General features: G+C 70.4%; 19 protein-coding genes. 12 read left to right on the top strand and 7 right to left on the bottom strand.

From position 1 onward, the window contains the following. The first annotated feature begins 203 nt into the window (after window positions 1–203). Together V6U82_RS25940 and V6U82_RS25945 are read left to right on the top strand one after the other, a co-directional pair. The gene (locus V6U82_RS25940) at window positions 204–1025 is read left to right on the top strand and encodes a GntR family transcriptional regulator (RefSeq protein WP_334465528.1); all 822 of its coding nucleotides are present in this window, start codon (window positions 204–206) and stop codon (window positions 1023–1025) included. Beyond that, window positions 1022–1741: a PP2C family protein-serine/threonine phosphatase gene (locus V6U82_RS25945; protein ID WP_334465423.1), complete on the top strand. Its 720-nt coding sequence runs from the start codon at window positions 1022–1024 to the stop codon at window positions 1739–1741. The genes V6U82_RS25940 and V6U82_RS25945 overlap by 4 nt, the downstream gene beginning before the upstream one ends. A gap of 96 nt (window positions 1742–1837) precedes the next feature. Here the strand turns inward: V6U82_RS25945 and V6U82_RS25950 are convergent, their stop codons facing one another. Next, window positions 1838–2266, bottom strand: a complete 429-nt coding sequence (locus tag V6U82_RS25950) for a hypothetical protein (RefSeq protein WP_334465426.1) — start codon at window positions 2264–2266, stop codon at window positions 1838–1840. Here V6U82_RS25950 and V6U82_RS25955 point away from each other — a divergent pair. Then, entirely contained in the window at window positions 2250–2450 is a 201-nt protein-coding gene (locus V6U82_RS25955; RefSeq protein WP_334465429.1) for a hypothetical protein, read from the top strand. The two genes, V6U82_RS25950 and V6U82_RS25955, sit on opposite strands and share 17 nt — an antisense overlap. 37 nt (window positions 2451–2487) lie before the next feature. On the opposite strand, the gene V6U82_RS25960 is transcribed toward V6U82_RS25955, so the two are convergent. The 5 genes from V6U82_RS25960 to V6U82_RS25980 all read right to left on the bottom strand — a co-directional run bounded on the left by V6U82_RS25960 (window position 2488) and on the right by V6U82_RS25980 (window position 5505). Continuing rightward, entirely contained in the window at window positions 2488–3360 is an 873-nt protein-coding gene (locus V6U82_RS25960) for a mechanosensitive ion channel family protein (protein WP_334465432.1), read from the bottom strand. A 31-nt stretch (window positions 3361–3391) separates the two neighbouring features. After that, complete coding sequence (locus V6U82_RS25965; protein WP_334465435.1) at window positions 3392–3814, bottom strand: Hsp20/alpha crystallin family protein; 423 nt, start codon at window positions 3812–3814, stop codon at window positions 3392–3394. Window positions 3815–3889: 75 nt separating this feature from the next. After that, window positions 3890–4384, bottom strand: coding sequence for a general stress protein (locus V6U82_RS25970; RefSeq protein WP_334465437.1), 495 nt, complete (start codon window positions 4382–4384; stop codon window positions 3890–3892). Window positions 4385–4444: 60 nt separating this feature from the next. Then, entirely contained in the window at window positions 4445–4915 is a 471-nt protein-coding gene (locus V6U82_RS25975) for an Hsp20/alpha crystallin family protein (RefSeq protein WP_334465440.1), read from the bottom strand. 164 nt (window positions 4916–5079) lie between these two features. Next, entirely contained in the window at window positions 5080–5505 is a 426-nt protein-coding gene (locus V6U82_RS25980; protein ID WP_334465442.1) for an Hsp20/alpha crystallin family protein, read from the bottom strand. 107 nt (window positions 5506–5612) lie between these two features. On the opposite strand from V6U82_RS25980, the gene V6U82_RS25985 reads away from it, so the two are divergent. From V6U82_RS25985 to V6U82_RS26020, 8 genes are all read left to right on the top strand, one after another. Beyond that, window positions 5613–5999, top strand: coding sequence for a MerR family transcriptional regulator (locus V6U82_RS25985; protein ID WP_334465444.1), 387 nt, complete (start codon window positions 5613–5615; stop codon window positions 5997–5999). Window positions 6000–6402: 403 nt separating this feature from the next. Further along, a complete protein-coding gene (gene dnaK, locus V6U82_RS25990; protein ID WP_334465447.1) occupies window positions 6403–8289 on the top strand; it encodes a molecular chaperone DnaK in 1887 nt (628 codons plus the stop codon). A gap of 45 nt (window positions 8290–8334) precedes the next feature. Then, window positions 8335–8934 carry a nucleotide exchange factor GrpE gene (locus V6U82_RS25995; protein ID WP_334465450.1) on the top strand — a complete coding sequence of 200 codons (600 nt, stop codon included), beginning with the start codon at window positions 8335–8337 and terminating at the stop codon, window positions 8932–8934. Window positions 8935–8949: 15 nt separating this feature from the next. After that, the gene (locus V6U82_RS26000) at window positions 8950–9939 is read left to right on the top strand and encodes a DnaJ C-terminal domain-containing protein (protein WP_334465452.1); all 990 of its coding nucleotides are present in this window, start codon (window positions 8950–8952) and stop codon (window positions 9937–9939) included. After that, window positions 9936–10256, top strand: coding sequence for a chaperone modulator CbpM (locus V6U82_RS26005; protein WP_334465455.1), 321 nt, complete (start codon window positions 9936–9938; stop codon window positions 10254–10256). Before V6U82_RS26000 ends, V6U82_RS26005 begins: the two co-directional genes overlap by 4 nt. A 7-nt stretch (window positions 10257–10263) precedes the next feature. Continuing rightward, window positions 10264–12918 (top strand): ATP-dependent chaperone ClpB, encoded by a 2655-nt coding sequence (gene clpB, locus V6U82_RS26010; RefSeq protein WP_334465457.1) that lies wholly within the window; start codon window positions 10264–10266, stop codon window positions 12916–12918. 45 nt (window positions 12919–12963) lie between these two features. Next, entirely contained in the window at window positions 12964–13410 is a 447-nt protein-coding gene (locus V6U82_RS26015) for a hypothetical protein (RefSeq protein WP_334465459.1), read from the top strand. A gap of 50 nt (window positions 13411–13460) precedes the next feature. Beyond that, window positions 13461–13931, top strand: coding sequence for a Dps family protein (locus V6U82_RS26020; protein ID WP_334465461.1), 471 nt, complete (start codon window positions 13461–13463; stop codon window positions 13929–13931). Between the two features lie 78 nt (window positions 13932–14009). Here the strand turns inward: V6U82_RS26020 and V6U82_RS26025 are convergent, their stop codons facing one another. Further along, complete coding sequence (locus tag V6U82_RS26025; protein ID WP_334465463.1) at window positions 14010–14309, bottom strand: hypothetical protein; 300 nt, start codon at window positions 14307–14309, stop codon at window positions 14010–14012. A gap of 311 nt (window positions 14310–14620) precedes the next feature. Between V6U82_RS26025 and V6U82_RS26030 the strand changes: the two genes are divergently transcribed. After that, window positions 14621–15454 (top strand): M48 family metalloprotease, encoded by an 834-nt coding sequence (locus V6U82_RS26030; protein ID WP_334465531.1) that lies wholly within the window; start codon window positions 14621–14623, stop codon window positions 15452–15454. Window positions 15455–15487: the final 33 nt, after the last annotated feature.

The following is a 15487-nucleotide window of genomic DNA, read 5'->3' on the forward strand; positions in this document are numbered from 1 at the left end:
CGCAGGGCATTGGTCACAGCGGGTGCGATCCGCTAGGGCCGTGACCGCGGCGGGTGCGATCCGCCGCGGTCACCTTTAGGGCTCAATGGGTGCGATCCTTCAAGCCCTTTGCAGCTTGTCTTGGGACAATGTTGACTGTCGGATAGGCTCGTGTCAACGATAGTCCCAAGACAATCTGGCCGAGATGAGGAGACGCGGTGGCAGTGCACTCGCGCTACTTGGACATCGCAGCCAAGATCCGCGCTCGGATCGAGGCCAACGAGTGGGAGCCTGGCACCAGGCTGCCGCGCCTTGACGACTTCGCCGCCGAGTACGGAGCGAACCGAGACACCGTCGGACGGGCCATCGGAGCCCTGGAAGCCGAGGGCTACGTCTGGGCGGTCCAAGGCCGAGGGATCATCGTTCGCCACGGCACGATCCGCCCTCGCCGCCCTCGGGGAAACCTGGTGAAGCGGAACGCCACCGCCCCGGGATACTCGTTCCCTTCGGCATCCAGCCAGGAGGTCTGGAAGCACCACATCCCACCGGCGGCGACCGTGGAACCCCTGACCGACCCCCGGATCGCCAGGCTGCTCGGTGTCCAGGTGGGCGCCCGAGTGTTGCGTCGCTTCCGGGTCACCGGCCCAGAATCGGAGCCCCCATTCCAGATCAACATCTCGTGGGTTCACCCTCGGGTGGCCGACATTCCGGGAGTGGCTTCGCAGGCACCGGGTCCCGGAGACTGGCTCTACCGCCTGGAAAGGGCTGGTCATTGGCCCCTGAGCTGGATGGAGATCCACCGAGCCCGGATGCCCAGCAAGGACGAGGCAGCCCTCTTGGAGATCCCGACCAGTCTTCCGGTCTTGGAGATCGTCCGCGTGGGCACTTCCGGGGCGGACGGCAAGCCCGTTGAAGTAACCGAGTACATCGTTGCCAGCGACCGCGTCGAGACGATTCACGTCCTGCATCGGGATGAGTCCGCACAGTCCCCCTGGCCTGACGAGATCAACGACGCGCCTGGTAGCGAGCCGGGCGGCGACGCATGAAGCAACCTCTTCGCATCGAGTCAGCAGGCGACTCGCACCTAGGGTTCGTGCGGCGCCGCAACGAGGATGCGATGCACCTCGGGCGCTTCCTGATTGCGGTCGCTGACGGGCTCGGGGGGCATGTGGCTGGCGACGTAGCCAGCTCCACGGCAATCGATGCTTTGCGTCAATATGACCAAGAAGTCGAGTCGCGTTCCTCGGTTGATGTCCTCGGGCGGGCGGTGAACGGCGCCAATGACGCCCTTCGGCACCGGATCAAGACTGAGCCCGAGTTGGCGGGCATGGGCACCACTCTGGTTGCGATGCTCATCAGCGACACGACTGCCGCGCTGGCCAATGTCGGTGACTCGCGGGCCTACCGGCTGCATGGTCAGGGCCCGCAGCGGGGCCAGACCACTCAAATCACTGAAGATCACGTCTACGGGCACCTAGTCGCAGACGCAGCCGATGTGCCCAATCTTCCAGAGCGACTGGCGCGTTTCCTGGATGGACGACCGGACGGCCGTTCACCCGACATCACCTTGTTGGCCTTGCAGCCTGGTGACCGATTTCTGTTGTGTTCCGACGGACTTAGCTCTTACGTCCCCCAAGAGCTGATACATGCCGCATTGGCTGCCGCTCCGAGCCCAGCCGAGGCGGTAGAGCGCCTGATCACGACAGCGCTCGACCACGGTGGCCCGGACAACATCACGGTGGCCGTAGTCGACATCCGGTAGACAGACGACTCGGTCACTTCGTGGCAAGGGTGAGCGCGGCCAGTCCGCGAAAGCACTGCGTACGGCTCGGATCTGAGGGCAGTTAAGGCGCCTGCCTCAGCTGCCGATGCCGATGCTGGCAAACAGGTCGAGCTGCTCCCCGGGGTCGGCTGGTCGGCACGCTGCCCATACGGCTTGTCCGGCGCGAGAGCAGGCGTCGACGACGTCGGTCCAGCCGGCGCCTCGGAAGCCGCCAGGGTGGTCGCGCCAGGCGGTGACGGCCTCCTCGCACTGGTGGATCAGGTCGTTGGTGATGCGGCCGTTGTCCAGGACGGCGCCGACGTCGGTCCAGTTCAGTCGCAGCGGCCGGTGGAGGTTCCCGTCGCTGATCTCGATGCGTGTGCGGTCGAGGCGGAGCATCCGACCGGCGGGCAGCGTCTGGCCGGCGTACTCCGGGGCGAGCCGGCGGGGGTCGCGGGTGCGCCAGTAGGTCAGGGGATCGATGGCGTGACTGCACGCGGTGATCCCGATGGCCCAGGCCAGCATCACCTCCGCCGTGGAGGGCGACCCCACCGGCCTCGTCCGCCGCCTGGAGAACCAGCTCACCGACCTGGACGCCACCCGGGCCACCGTGCAGGCCCGCATCGCCGATCAGCACGAAGAGATCGCCCGCGCCACCGAGCAGCTCGACCAGCCGTTCCCCCGCCGCGGCGAGTTGGGGTGTCGGTAAGAACCGTGTCACCAGCCGCAATCCAAGGGTGGGCGTCTCAGCCGCTGAGGTCGTAGTCGGCGGTGAGGGCGATGGTGGGGTTCTTCTCGCGGGCAGGCGACTGTTTCGGCTTGATGGGCGGCGTCGTGGTGCTGGGGGTTGTCGGGATCGGCATGACGCGGGGGGTGCGTAGCACTTGGGTGTGGGTGATCGGGTGGCGTCGGCGGTTGCGTGGTGTGCGGGGGCGCCGGGTGAGGGGGCTGGCGGGTTGGGCGGCCTCGGGGTTGAGCACGGCGATGGCGCTGGCCAGGACTTGGGTGTTGGGGATGGCCAGGGGTGTGTCGGTGGTGCGCAGGTGCAGGTGGATGAGGCCGAGTTCGGTGATGGTGCCTTCGAAGGTGCCGCCGAGGGTGCCGTTGTGCAGGCGGATGCGGTCGCCGACGGCGATGGTGCGGGTGAACAGCAGCACGACGCCGGCGATGAGGTTGGCGAGGGTTTGCTGGCCGGCGATGCCGAGTAGGGCGCCGGTGAGCGCACCGCCGAGTAGGAGTTGGCCGACGGGTACGGCCAGCAGGCCGAGCGTGGTGAGCGCGATGGTGGCGGCGCCGGTGACGACGGTGAGGATGCGCAGGGCGCTGGCGTGGGTGTGTCCGAGCCGGTCGGCGGTGAGGCGGGACAGCCAGGTGGCGGTTCGCAGGACGGCGGCGCTGGCGGTGATGATGAACGCGGCGGTGCCGGCGGCGCATATCAGCCGTCCGGTGAGGTGCGGGGAGTGCAGGTCGCCGCTGGCGGCGGCGGTTGCGGCGCCGGCGGCGAGCAGGGTGAGGATGGCGGGTTGCCAGCCCGGCGCGGGGCGGCACGGGCGGGCGTTGGTGGACACGTAGACGGCGGCGCCGGGGGGTGTGGGTGCGGTGATGGGTCGGGCGGTCATGGCGGTGAGTCGCTCGGTGCTCGGGTGGGGGTCAGTTGATGGCGTGCAGGACGTGTGCGGGTGAGCGTGGGTCGTGCACGTGGCGGGCGCGGGTGCCGGCGACGGGAATGGTGAGGGTGAGCACGCCGTCGGTGTAGGTGGCGGTGATGCCGGTGCCGGTGGCGGGCTGGGCCAGCTGGATGCGATGGTCGATGGTGCCGTGCGGTCGTTGGCCGGTGACCAGGGTCGCGTCGCTCGGGTGCGGGGCGCTGCGGTGGGCGTGAATGGTGATCGTGGCGCCGGCGATTTGCACGTCGAGGCTGCCGGGGTCCAGGCCGGGCAGGTCGCACAGCACGACGTAGTGGTCGTCGCACTGGTAGATGTCCACGGGGACCGCCGGCTGGCTGGCGCGGGGGTGGCGGGTGCTGATTCTGGCGGGCCGGCCGGTGGTGTGCTGGGTGGCGGTGGCGGTCATGGTGGAGGTCACCTCCTGGGCTCAGGCGGCGGTCCCGGCACCGGGGCTGGTGGCCGGGACCGCGGGTTGTCGGGCTCAGCTGCGGGCGGGGTTGCCGGGTGCGGCCAGCAGTTGGGCGGCGTGCTCGGCGTGGGTGTCGTCGACGAGGACTTCGTAGCTGTCGGCGCGCAGCGCGTCGATGGAGGAGAAGTCGCGGCGGCCGCCGGTGAGCGCGTGCGCGGCCATGCCGAGCAGGGCGCCGCCGATGGCGCCGATGATGGCCCCGTAGACGGCGAGCAGCAGCGCGGAGACCAGCGGGTTGACGAGGTCGAACAGGCCGAGGATCCAGCCGAACAGTGCGCCGAGCACGGCGCCGCCGATGGCGTGGTAGCCGGCGGCTTTGGCCAGGGTGAGCCGGCCGGTGACCTGTTCGTAGCTGTGCAGGCCGCGTCCGACGATCGCCACGTGCTCGACCGGGAAGTGCTGGTCGGACAGGTAGTCGACCGCTTGCTGGGCGGCGGCGTAGTCGGGGTAGGAGGCCACGGCCCGCTGCGCGGGCGTGGTGGTGGTGGGTGCGAGGGTCGGCGTCATCGCGGATCTGCTCCTTTCTTGACGGGCGAGTCAGCCGGTCATTTTGCGTATGCGGGAGGATTAGCCGGCGTTGACGGTGATGCGGCGTGGTTTGGCCGTCTGGCTCTTGGGCACGCGCACGCTGAGCACGCCGTCGGCCAGGTCGGCGCTGATGTGCTCGGTGTCGATGCCGCCGGGCAGCAGGGTCTGGTAGTGGAACTGGCCGACGCGGCGGGTGCGGTGCCGCAGCCAGCCGACCTTTTCCTTCTCGACGATCTCACCCGTCACGCGCAGCTGGTCGCCGGCGACCTCGACGGTGAGGTCCTTGCGGTCGACGCCGGGCAGGTCGATCTCGACCAGGTAGGCGTCGTCGGTTTCGGTGACGTCGGCGAGCGGGGTCCAGCCGGTGCCGAGGCCGGCCAGTGGGCTGGCGTCCAGGACGGTCGAGAGCAGGTCGGTCATGCGCTGCTGCAGCGCGGCGAACTCGCGCAGCGGCTCGTAGACCGTCGGGGTGCCCGCGGCGGTGTGGGATCGCAGAACCGGAAGTGTCATCGCTTCCTCCACAGCTGTGCACAGCGCGCCGTGCGGGGTTGTCCGCCGGGCGCGGGTGAATGGGGCCGGTCACGGCCCGGCACCCCGGTGGGGGTGCCGGGCCGCTTCGGAGGTGACCGGGAGAAAGGTCAGTGCGGGCGGATGTGGTGGCCGCGAGGGTGCGCTCAGCCCTTGATCTGCTTGCGGCCGGAGTTGCCGGAGCCGATGCTGATCTTGCGGGGCTTGGCCTTCTCCGAGACCGGGATCCGCAGCTCGAGGACGCCGTTGTCGTAGGTGGCTTCGAGCTTGTCGGTGTCGAGGGTGTCGGCCAGGAACAGCTGCCGGCTGAACACGCCCATGGGCCGCTCACTGATCACGGTCTCGACGCCGTCCTTGGGGGTGCGCTGCCGCTGGGCCTTGACCTGCAGCACGTTGCGTTCGACGGTGAGCTCGATCGAGTCGGGGTCGATGCCGGGCAGGTCGAAGTACACGTTGAACCAGTCGCCGTCGCGTTCGGCGTCGACGTGCATCACCGCGGGTCGGCTGGCGGTGCCGGTGAGCTGGTTGAAGACGCGGTCGATGTCGCGGAACGGGTCGGTACGCATCAGCATGGTCATCTCCTCCTCGGGTGCTCCTTCACCAAAGGCTTCGGTTCCCGGGGATCTCCCGGTAGTTGAGTGGTGTTGACTCAACTTGTCTCTACCGATACAACGAAGTCATGGCAGCGTCAAGTCCCGCGTTCAAGAAGATGTCGGGTGCCGTCGGCGGCGCCGTGCCGGATGCCGAGTGGAAGGTGCAGGGCCTGTATCCGATCTCGGTGGTCACCGAGATGACCGGCCTGGGCGCGCACACGCTGCGCGGCTACGAGCGCGCCGGGCTGCTGCAGCCGGCGCGTACCGCCGGCGGCATGCGCCTGTACAGCCCCCGCGACGTCGCGATCGTGCGCCGCGCGGCCGCGTTGGCCGCCGAGGGCATCAACGTGACCGGTATCCGCCGGATCCTGCAGCTCGAGGCCGAGGTGGCGCTGATACGCGCCGAGTTCGACGGCGTGCCGCAGCCGGTCGTCGCCGCGTCGGCAGAACGCGGTGCATCCGGAACCGGCTGACCTGCAGGCACGCCGGGCCCGGCGGTGGGCTCGCCCTGTGGCGGGGCTGAGCACGATGACGGCGACTACGGCGAGCCGGACGGCAACTGAGGCCGCGCCCGGGGCGCCTTCGGGCAAGGGTGGGCCAGCGTGATGATCGTTTGCGGAAGGTCAACGCGCCCGCGGGGAATGCGTACCCCCGCGGGCGCGGACTCTGTACGAAGAGGGGCCGTTGCCGAACCGGGCGAGCCCCGCGCTACCGGATCAGGTGCGCTAAGCCATGTTCTCGCACTCGCTCCACCTGAGTGCCAGCCGTCAGCGGTGTGACCTGGGCTACACCGAAATAGTTGACAGTGCTCGGCTCAAGTTTTATCTGTGGATGACGAGAGCTTCGGCGATTCCTGGAGTGTGAAGGAGGTTGACCATGGGACGCGCCGTAGGTATCGACTTGGGCACCACCAACTCGGTGGTCGCGGTCTATGAGGGCGGTCAGCCGCAGGTGATCGCGAACGCCGAGGGCGCCCGGACCACCCCGTCGGTGGTGGCGTTCACCGACAGCGGTGAGCGCCTGGTCGGGCAGCTGGCCCGCCGGCAGGCGGTGCTGAACCCCAAGGGCACCATCTCGTCGGCGAAGCGGTTCATCGGCCGCCGCCACGAGGAGATCAAGACCGAGGCCGACCAGGTGTCGTACGAGGTGACCGCCGGCCCTGAGGGTGCGGTGCGGTTCACCGTGCGGGGCAAGCAGCATGCGCCGGAGGAGATCAGCGCGCAGGTGCTGCGCAAGCTGGTCGACGACGCCGCCAAGCACCTCGGGGAGAAGGTCACCGACGCGGTGATCACCGTTCCGGCGTACTTCAACGACGCGCAGCGGCAGGCGACCAAGGCCGCCGGGCGCATCGCCGGGCTCAACGTGCTGCGCATCATCAACGAGCCCACCGCCGCCGCCCTCGCGTACGGGCTGGACAAGAAGGGCCACGAGACGGTCCTGGTGTTCGACCTGGGCGGCGGTACCTTCGACGTCAGCATCCTCGACGTCGGCGACGGCGTGGTCGAGGTGCGTTCCACCGCCGGTGACACCCATCTGGGCGGTGACGACTTCGACCGGCGCCTGGTCGACCACCTCGCGGAGGAGTTCCAGCGGGACAACGGCATCGATCTGCGCCGCGACCCGCAGGCGCTGCAGCGGCTCTACGAGGCCGCGGAGAAGGCCAAGACCGAGCTGTCGTCGGTGACGCAGACGCAGGTCAACCTGCCGTTCATCACCGCCGACTCCTCCGGCCCGAAGCACCTGATCACCACCGTGACCCGGGCGAAGTTCGAGCAGCTCACCGCGGATCTGGTGGAGCGGTGCCTGCAGCCGGTGCGTCAGGCCCTGGCGGACGCGAAGATCAGCGAGAACGACCTGGACGAGGTGATCCTGGTCGGCGGTTCCACCCGGATCCCGGCGGTGCAGCAGCTGGTGAAGCGGCTGACCGGCGGCAAGGAGCCGAACATGTCGGTCAACCCCGACGAGGTCGTCGCGCTCGGCGCCGCGGTACAGGCCGCGGTGATGCAGGGCGAGGTCAAGGACGTCCTGCTGCTGGATGTCACCCCGCTCTCGCTCGGTGTCGAGACCCTCGGCGGGTTGATGACCAAGCTGATCGAGCGCAACACCACCATCCCGACCCGCCGGTCCGAGACGTTCACCACCGCTGAGGACAACCAGCCCGCCGTGGATGTCGTGGTGCTGCAGGGTGAGCGGGAGAAGGCCGCCGACAACCGGGTGCTGGGCCGGCTGCGGCTGGAGAACATCCCGCCCGCGCCGCGCGGGACCCCGCAGATCGAGGTCACCTTCGACATCGACGCCAACGGCATCCTCAACGTCTCGGCCAAGGACTCCGCGACCGGCGCCGAGCAGAAGATCACCATCTCCGGCAGCGGCACCCTGGACGAGGCCGAGGTGCAGCGCATGGTCGCCGACGCCGAACAGCACCGCGCCGACGACGCGAAGCTGCGCGAGGCCGTGGAGGCCCGCAACACCCTCGACTCCGCCGCCTACCAGCTGGAGCGGCGCCTCGCCGAGCTCGGCGACAGCGTGGCGGTGCACGACAAGGCCCGCGCCGAGATGCTGATCGGTGACGCCCGGCAGGCCATCAAGGACGAGGCCCCGCTCGAGCGGGTCCGCTCGCTGACCGCGGACCTGCAGCAGATGCTGCACGGCCTGACCACCACATCCGGCGGCGCCGCAGCGGCCGGCGCCGCGACAGGCGGGCAGAGCGGCGGCCAGGGCAGCGACGACGTGATCGACGCGGACTACTCCCCGGCCGGGTGACCGGCCCACCGGAGGGTGAGCGAACGATTCGGAGGTGACCTCGAGATGACCAGCGCCAAGCACCATGCCCACCCGCAGGACGCAGATGCCGAGGAAACCCCGCGGCAGCAGGCGAGTGTGCCGGCCGACGCGAACACGGCGCCGGCCGGCACACCGGCCGGACCAGACCCGCGCGATGCCGGCCCGACGGTGGCGGAGCTGGAGGACCGGTGGCGGCGAGCCGTCGCGGAGCTGGACAACCTGCGCAAACGCTTCGAGCGGCAACTGGCCGAGCAGGCCCGCACCGAACGGGCCCGCACGGCGGCGGCCTTCCTGCCGGTGCTGGACAACCTGGAACTGGCGTTGCGGCACGCCGACGCCGACCCGACGGCGATCGTCACCGGCGTGCGGGCCGTGCACACCCAAGCGATCGACGTGCTCACGACGCTGGGTTATCAGCGCATCGACACTGCGGGTGTGCGGTTCGACCCGGCCCGCCACGAAGCCGCCGGTTCCGTTCCCGCCGGCGACGGGGTGCCGGCGGGCACCGTGGTCGACGTGCATCGGGCCGGCTACACCGGCGCTGACGGCACGCTGGTACGACCGGCGGTCGTCACCGTGGCACAGGCGCGCGAGCACCAGAGCACGCAACAGCAGGACGGTTAGGGAGGGGGTGAAGCGGTGGCTACCACGACAACCGACTACTACCAGGTCCTGGGAGTCGAGCGGTCAGCCGGGCAGGACGACATTCAGCGCGCCTACCGTAAGCTGGCCCGCCGCTTCCACCCGGACATCAACAAAGAGCCCGGCGCAGAGGACCGTTTCAAGGACATCAACGAGGCCTACGAGGTGCTCTCGGATCCGAAGAAACGGGCCCGCTACGACCGCTACGGCCCGCAGTGGCGGCAGATCCCCGAGGACTACGACGGCCCCGCTCCCGGCGCCGGCCCCTTCGGCGGGGGCGGTGGGCGGCGGGTGTACGTCAACACCGGCGGCGGCGGCGTCGACGAGGCCGGATTCGACGGCGTCGACATCGATGACCTGCTGGGCGGGCTGTTCGGCGGCCGCACCGGTGCGGGAGGTTTCGGCCGTGGCGGCCGGGTGTCGGCGCCGGGCGCGGACAGCGAGGCCGAGATCGAACTGTCGGTCACCGACGCCTACGTCGGCGGCCGGCGGCGGATCACCCTGCACACCGGGTCCGGGCCGCGCAGCTTCGACGTCACCATCCCGGCCGGTGTCACCGACGGGCAGCGCATCCGGCTGGCCGGGCAGGGCGCGGCCGGGCTCGGCGGCGGCCCCCGCGGCGACCTGTACCTGATCGTGCGGCTCGCCCCGGACCCGCGGTACCGGGTCGACGGCCGCGACATCACCGTCGACCTGCCGGTCACGCCGTGGGAGGCCGCCCTCGGCGCGAGCGTGCCGGTCGACACCCCGGGCGGCCGCGTGCAGGTGCACGTGCCGGCCGGCTCGTCGTCCGGGCGCCGGCTGCGGCTACGCGGCCGCGGCATGCCCAACCCCAAAGGCCCGGCCGGTGACCTGTACGCCGAAGTCAAGATCGTCGTCCCGGCCGAGCCCACACCGGACGAGCGCGAGCTGTGGCAGCGCCTCGCGCAAACCTCGGCGTTCGACCCCCGAGCCGCTCGCGCCGGGGCAGAGGGGAGCCGGTCATGACCCGCTACGTCCTGGCCCGGCAAACACCAACACCGGCTTTGACGCTCGCGCAGTTCGCGGCCGCGACCGGCCTGGACCCGCACGAGGTGACCCGCCTCGTGGCGCTGGGGCTGCTCGACACCGTCCGCGGCCCGGCAGGGGCCATGCTGCCCATGGCGCAGCTCGCCCGGGCGGGGCGCATCACCCGGCTGCGCGCCGGGCTGGGGCTCAACTACACCGCGGTCGGGGTCGTGCTCGACCTACTCGAGCACATCGAAGAATTGGAGGCGGCGCTACGCACGCAACGCCGTGGCCGCCGGAACGGCTATCGGAGGTGATCAGCTGATGGACGCCAACCGCTTGACCCAGAAATCGCAGGAAGCTTTGCATGACGCGCAGACCAAGGCGCTTCGCTTCGGGCACGTCGAGGTCGACGGCGAGCACCTGCTGCTCGCCCTGCTCGACCAACCCGACGGTCTCACCGGCCGGCTGCTTTCGCAGGCCGGCGCCGACCCGGACGCCGTGCGCGCCACCGTCGAGGCCGAGCTGGGCCGCCGCCCGCGGGTCTCCGGACCCGGTACCCAGCCGGGGCAGGTGTTCGTCACCCAGCGCCTGTCGAGGCTGCTGGACACCGCGGAACGGGAAACGAAGCGGCTCAGGGACGAGTACGTCTCCGTCGAGCATCTGCTGCTCGCGCTGGCCGAGGAAGGCTCGCAGACGGCGGCCGGGCGCGCGCTGCACGAGCACGGCCTGACCCGCGACCGGCTGCTGGGTGCCCTGACCGGTATTCGCGGCAACCAGCGGGTCACCTCCGCCAACCCCGAGGTCGCGTACGAGGCCCTGGACAAGTACGGCCGGGACCTGGTCGCCGACGCCCGCGCCGGCAAGCTCGACCCGGTCATCGGCCGCGACACCGAGATCCGCCGCGTCGTGCAGATCCTGTCCCGCAAGACCAAGAACAACCCTGTCCTGATCGGCGACCCCGGTGTCGGTAAGACGGCCATCGTGGAGGGCCTGGCGCAGCGCATCGCCCACGGCGACGTGCCCGAGGGGCTGCGCGACAAGACCGTGTTCTCCCTCGACATGGGCTCGCTGGTGGCCGGGGCGAAGTACCGGGGCGAGTTCGAGGAACGCCTCAAGGCCGTGCTCAGTGAGGTGAAGGCGGCCGAGGGCCGGATCCTGCTGTTCGTCGACGAGCTGCACACCGTCGTCGGCGCCGGCGGCGGCTCCGAAGGTGCGATGGACGCGGGGAACATGCTCAAGCCGATGCTGGCCCGCGGTGAGCTGCACATGATCGGCGCCACCACCCTGGAGGAGTACCGCAAGCACATCGAGAAGGACGCCGCCCTGGAACGCCGCTTCCAGCCGGTCGTCGTCGACGAACCCAGCGTGGAAGACGCCGTCAGCATCCTGCGCGGTCTGCGCGAACGCCTGGAGGTGTTCCACGGCGTCCGGATCCAGGACGCCGCCCTGGTCGCCGCGGTGACGCTGTCGCACCGCTACATCTCCGACCGGTTCCTGCCCGACAAGGCCATCGACCTGGTCGACGAGGCCTGCGCGATGCTGCGCACCGAGATCGACTCCCAGCCCGCCGAGCTCGACCAGGCCGACCGCCGGCTGCGCCGGCTGGAGATCGAGGAAGCCGCCCTGGCCACCGAGGACGACCCGGCGTCGAAGGCGCGGCTGGATCAGCTGCGCAAGGAGCTGGCCGACCTGCGCGGTGAGGTCGACGCGATGCGTGCGCAGTGGCAGGCCGAACGCTCCGCCATCCGCAAGGTCCAGGCGTTGCGGGAGGAGCTCGAGCAGGTCCGCCACGACGCCGACGCGGCCGAACGCGCCTACGACCTCAACCGCGCCGCCGAGCTGCGCCACGGCAAGCTGCCCGACCTCGAACGCCGCCTGGCCGCCGAGGAGGAACGCCTGGCCGGCAAGCAGGGCCGGCGCAGGTTGCTGCGCGAGGTCGTGACCGACGACGAGATCGCCGGAATCGTGTCGCGCTGGACCGGCATCCCGGTCTCCCGGCTCGTCGAGGGCGAACGGCAGAAGCTGCTCCGGTTGGATGAGATCCTGCACGAGCGCGTCGTCGGTCAGGACGAGGCGGTCCAACTCGTGGCGGATGCGGTGATCCGGGCCCGCTCCGGGGTGAAGGACCCGCGCCGGCCGATCGGCTCGTTCCTGTTCCTCGGCCCCACCGGCGTCGGCAAGACCGAGCTCGCGAAGACCCTGGCGGCGGCGTTGTTCGACAGCGAGGACAACATGGTCCGCCTGGACATGAGCGAGTACCAGGAACGGCACACCGTCTCCCGCCTCGTGGGCGCTCCGCCCGGCTACGTCGGCTACGACGAGGGCGGGCAGCTCACCGAAGCGGTGCGGCGCAAGCCGTACAGCGTGGTGCTGTTCGACGAGGTGGAGAAGGCGCACCCGGACGTGTTCAACACGCTGCTGCAGCTGCTCGACGACGGCCGGCTCACCGACGCCCAGGGCCGCACGGTCGACTTCCGCAACACCGTGGTGGTAATGACCTCCAACATCGGCTCGCAGTACCTGCTGGCCGGCGTCACCGGTGACGGGCAGATCAAGGACGACGCCCGCAGCCAGGTGATGGCCGAGCTGCGGTCGCATTTCCGGCCGGAGTTCCTCAACCGCGTCGACGACGTCGTGCTGTTCAAACCGCTGACCCTGCCGGAGATCGAGAAGGTCGTCGAACTGCTCGTGCAGGATCTGCGGCACCGGCTGGCCGACCGGCAACTGGCGCTCCAGCTGACCGAGGCGGCCCGTCGGCACGTCGCCGCCGAGGGCTTCGACCCGGTCTACGGGGCCCGGCCGCTGCGCCGCTACCTGCAGCGCGAGGTCGAGACCCGCATCGGGCGGGCCCTGCTGGCCGGTGACGTCGCCGACGGCTGCACCGTGGTCGTCGACTACACCGACGATGCCGGGCTGAGCGTCTCCTGGACCACACCACAAAATCCGAGGGAGGCTGGCGCCGCGCAGGCCGCCTGAGCGGCGCCACCGGCGAACCGATCAACCAACTGTCGAGAAGCCAGCATGACGCTGGAGGTGATCATCATGTGGTTGCAGCCGCCACCGCCGGTCACCGACCGGTGGGTCCTGCACATCGCCGCCACCCCGCACGAGGTCGACGACGTCCTCGCTGAGCTGTGTATCCACAAACGGGCCCGCCCGATCGGCGACCCCGACTACCCGGCGTATCTGGCCGGCCGGGACACCCCGTACGAGCCGCCGGCGTGGATGGCCTTCGCCAATGCGGAGCTGCAGCGGCGCGGCTACCCCACCCTGTGGTGCGACCCGGACTGCCCGCACCACCCGTGGCCGCCGCGCACCGAACCGCGCACCGAACCGAGCCACGACTGGCCGGCCGCGCGGCGGCACCGCTCGGGGGCGTCACTGCGCCGGCTGACCAGCGGCGCACCGCACCATCGCGGCACCAGCGCCGCACCCGAGCGGGCCGGCGCCGGTCAGCCGGTGCAGTGAGCATCCCCAAGTACGCACATCATCCGCTGTCGGCAAAGGAGGACACTGCCATGGCCACCATCAACTCCGTGCTGGACCCGCAGGCCCGCGACGTCACCGCGGCGGCGCTGCAGCACACCCTGGTCGACCTGATCGATCTGGGCCTGATCGGCAAGCAGGCCCACTGGAGCGTTACCGGTCCTCGCTTCCGCAGCCTGCACCAGCAGCTCGACGAGGTCGTCGACACCGCCCGCGCGCACGCCGACACCATCGCCGAACGCTGCGCGGCGATCGGCGTGGCCCCCAACGGGCTCGCCGCTACCGTCGCCCAGCTGAGCCGGGTGCCGCAGCCGCCGTCGGGCTGGGAGACCGACGACGACGTCGTGGCGTTCTTCACCGACGTGTACGCCAAGGTCATCGCCGGGCTGCGCGAACGGATCACCGAGATCGGCTACACCGATCCCGTCAGCCAGGACCTGCTCATCGCGGTGACCGCTGACCTGGAGAAGCAGTACTGGATGTTCCAGGCCGAACAGGGCTGACGAACTCTCACGCACCCCGCCCGGACGCCGGACTCCTGCGGCCGGCGCCCGGGCGGGGCACTGCGGCGACGTGCGTGTTCACGCTATGGCCGGGTGCTGGGCCGACGCGAGCGTCGCAGCCGCCGGCCCGCCGGCCTGCACCACCTGAACCTCGATGCCACGCTCCGCGGCCGCAGCGAGTGCTTCGGTCAACCCCATCATGCCGGCGTCCTCGACGGTGGCTCGGCGCAGATCGACGGTCAACCGGCGGGCCGGCAGCTGCGCGGCGGCCCGCATTACAGCCCGCACGTCGGCGACGGCCGACGCGTCGACCGGGCCTTCGACGCTGACCCATCGGTGCCCGGCGACAGCAGGCAGCATCGTGATGGCGAACGACATACTCCAACCCCCTCACACCCACAGGTGGACCGTGCCTCACCGGACGTCGCACCGCGGCGCCGCACCGCGGCCCAGCACATCCGGTTGATGCGCCGTGGCGCCTTCGGGGCCGGCCCAGCCACGAACCCTCAACGACAGCTGGCTACACGCGACCTGATGACGCACTTGAGTTAGCACTCTAGCGTCCAGAGTGCTAAAAACGAGGTGGAGGTTGGTCACCCTCGCGCACAGAGTGCCGGAAGGAGGGATGAGCTGTGCGCCGCCTCACCAACACCGTCAAGACCACTGCCCTGCTCGCCACGCTGACCGCGATGGTCCTGCTGGCCGGGCACTGGCTGGCCGGAACCACCGGACTGATCATCGCCGCAGTGCTGTCGCTGGCCATGAACGCCGGCGCCTACTTCTGGTCCGACACCATCGCGCTGCGCGCCATGCGCGCCCGCCCCCTGGCCCACAGCGAAGCACCGTGGCTCTACGACATGGTGGCCGAGCTCGCCGCGGCCGCGCGCCAGCCGATGCCCCGGCTGTATGTGAGCCCGATACGGCAGCCCAACGCGTTCGCGACCGGCCGCAGCCCGCACCGGGCGGCGGTGTGCGTGACCGAAGGCATCCTGGAGCTACTCAGCCCGCGAGAACTGCGGGCCGTGCTCGGACACGAACTCGCCCACGTCTACAACCGCGACATCCTGACCTCGAGCGTCGCCGCCGCCCTCGCCGGCATGATCACCATGCTGGCCGACCTCGCCTGGTTCCTGCCCCTCGCCGGCACCGACGAGGAAGAGGAGGACCACGGGCCCGGGCTGCTCGGCGGGCTGCTGATGCTGCTGCTCGCGCCGATCGCGGCCACCCTGATCCAGCTGGCCGTCAGCCGCAGCCGCGAGTACGCCGCCGACACCGACGGCGCCACCCTGTCCGGCGACCCGCACGCCCTGGCCTCCGCCCTGCGCAAGATCGACTCGGGGACGCGGCTGCTGCCCCTGCCGGCCGACCGGCACCAGGCCAGCACCGCCCACCTGATGATCGCCAACCCGTTGCACGGCGGCGCCCTGGCCGCGCTGTTCTCCACTCACCCGCCGATCAGCCAGCGCATCGCCCGGCTCCAACAGATCGCCCACCGCAGCGCACGCGAGCTCGTCCACCGCTGACGCAGTGACCCGCTCGAAGAACACACCACGATG

Origin of the sequence: Micromonospora sp. CPCC 205554 (assembly GCF_036902745.1) — a bacterium.
Lineage (GTDB): Bacteria > Actinomycetota > Actinomycetes > Mycobacteriales > Micromonosporaceae > Micromonospora > Micromonospora tulbaghiae.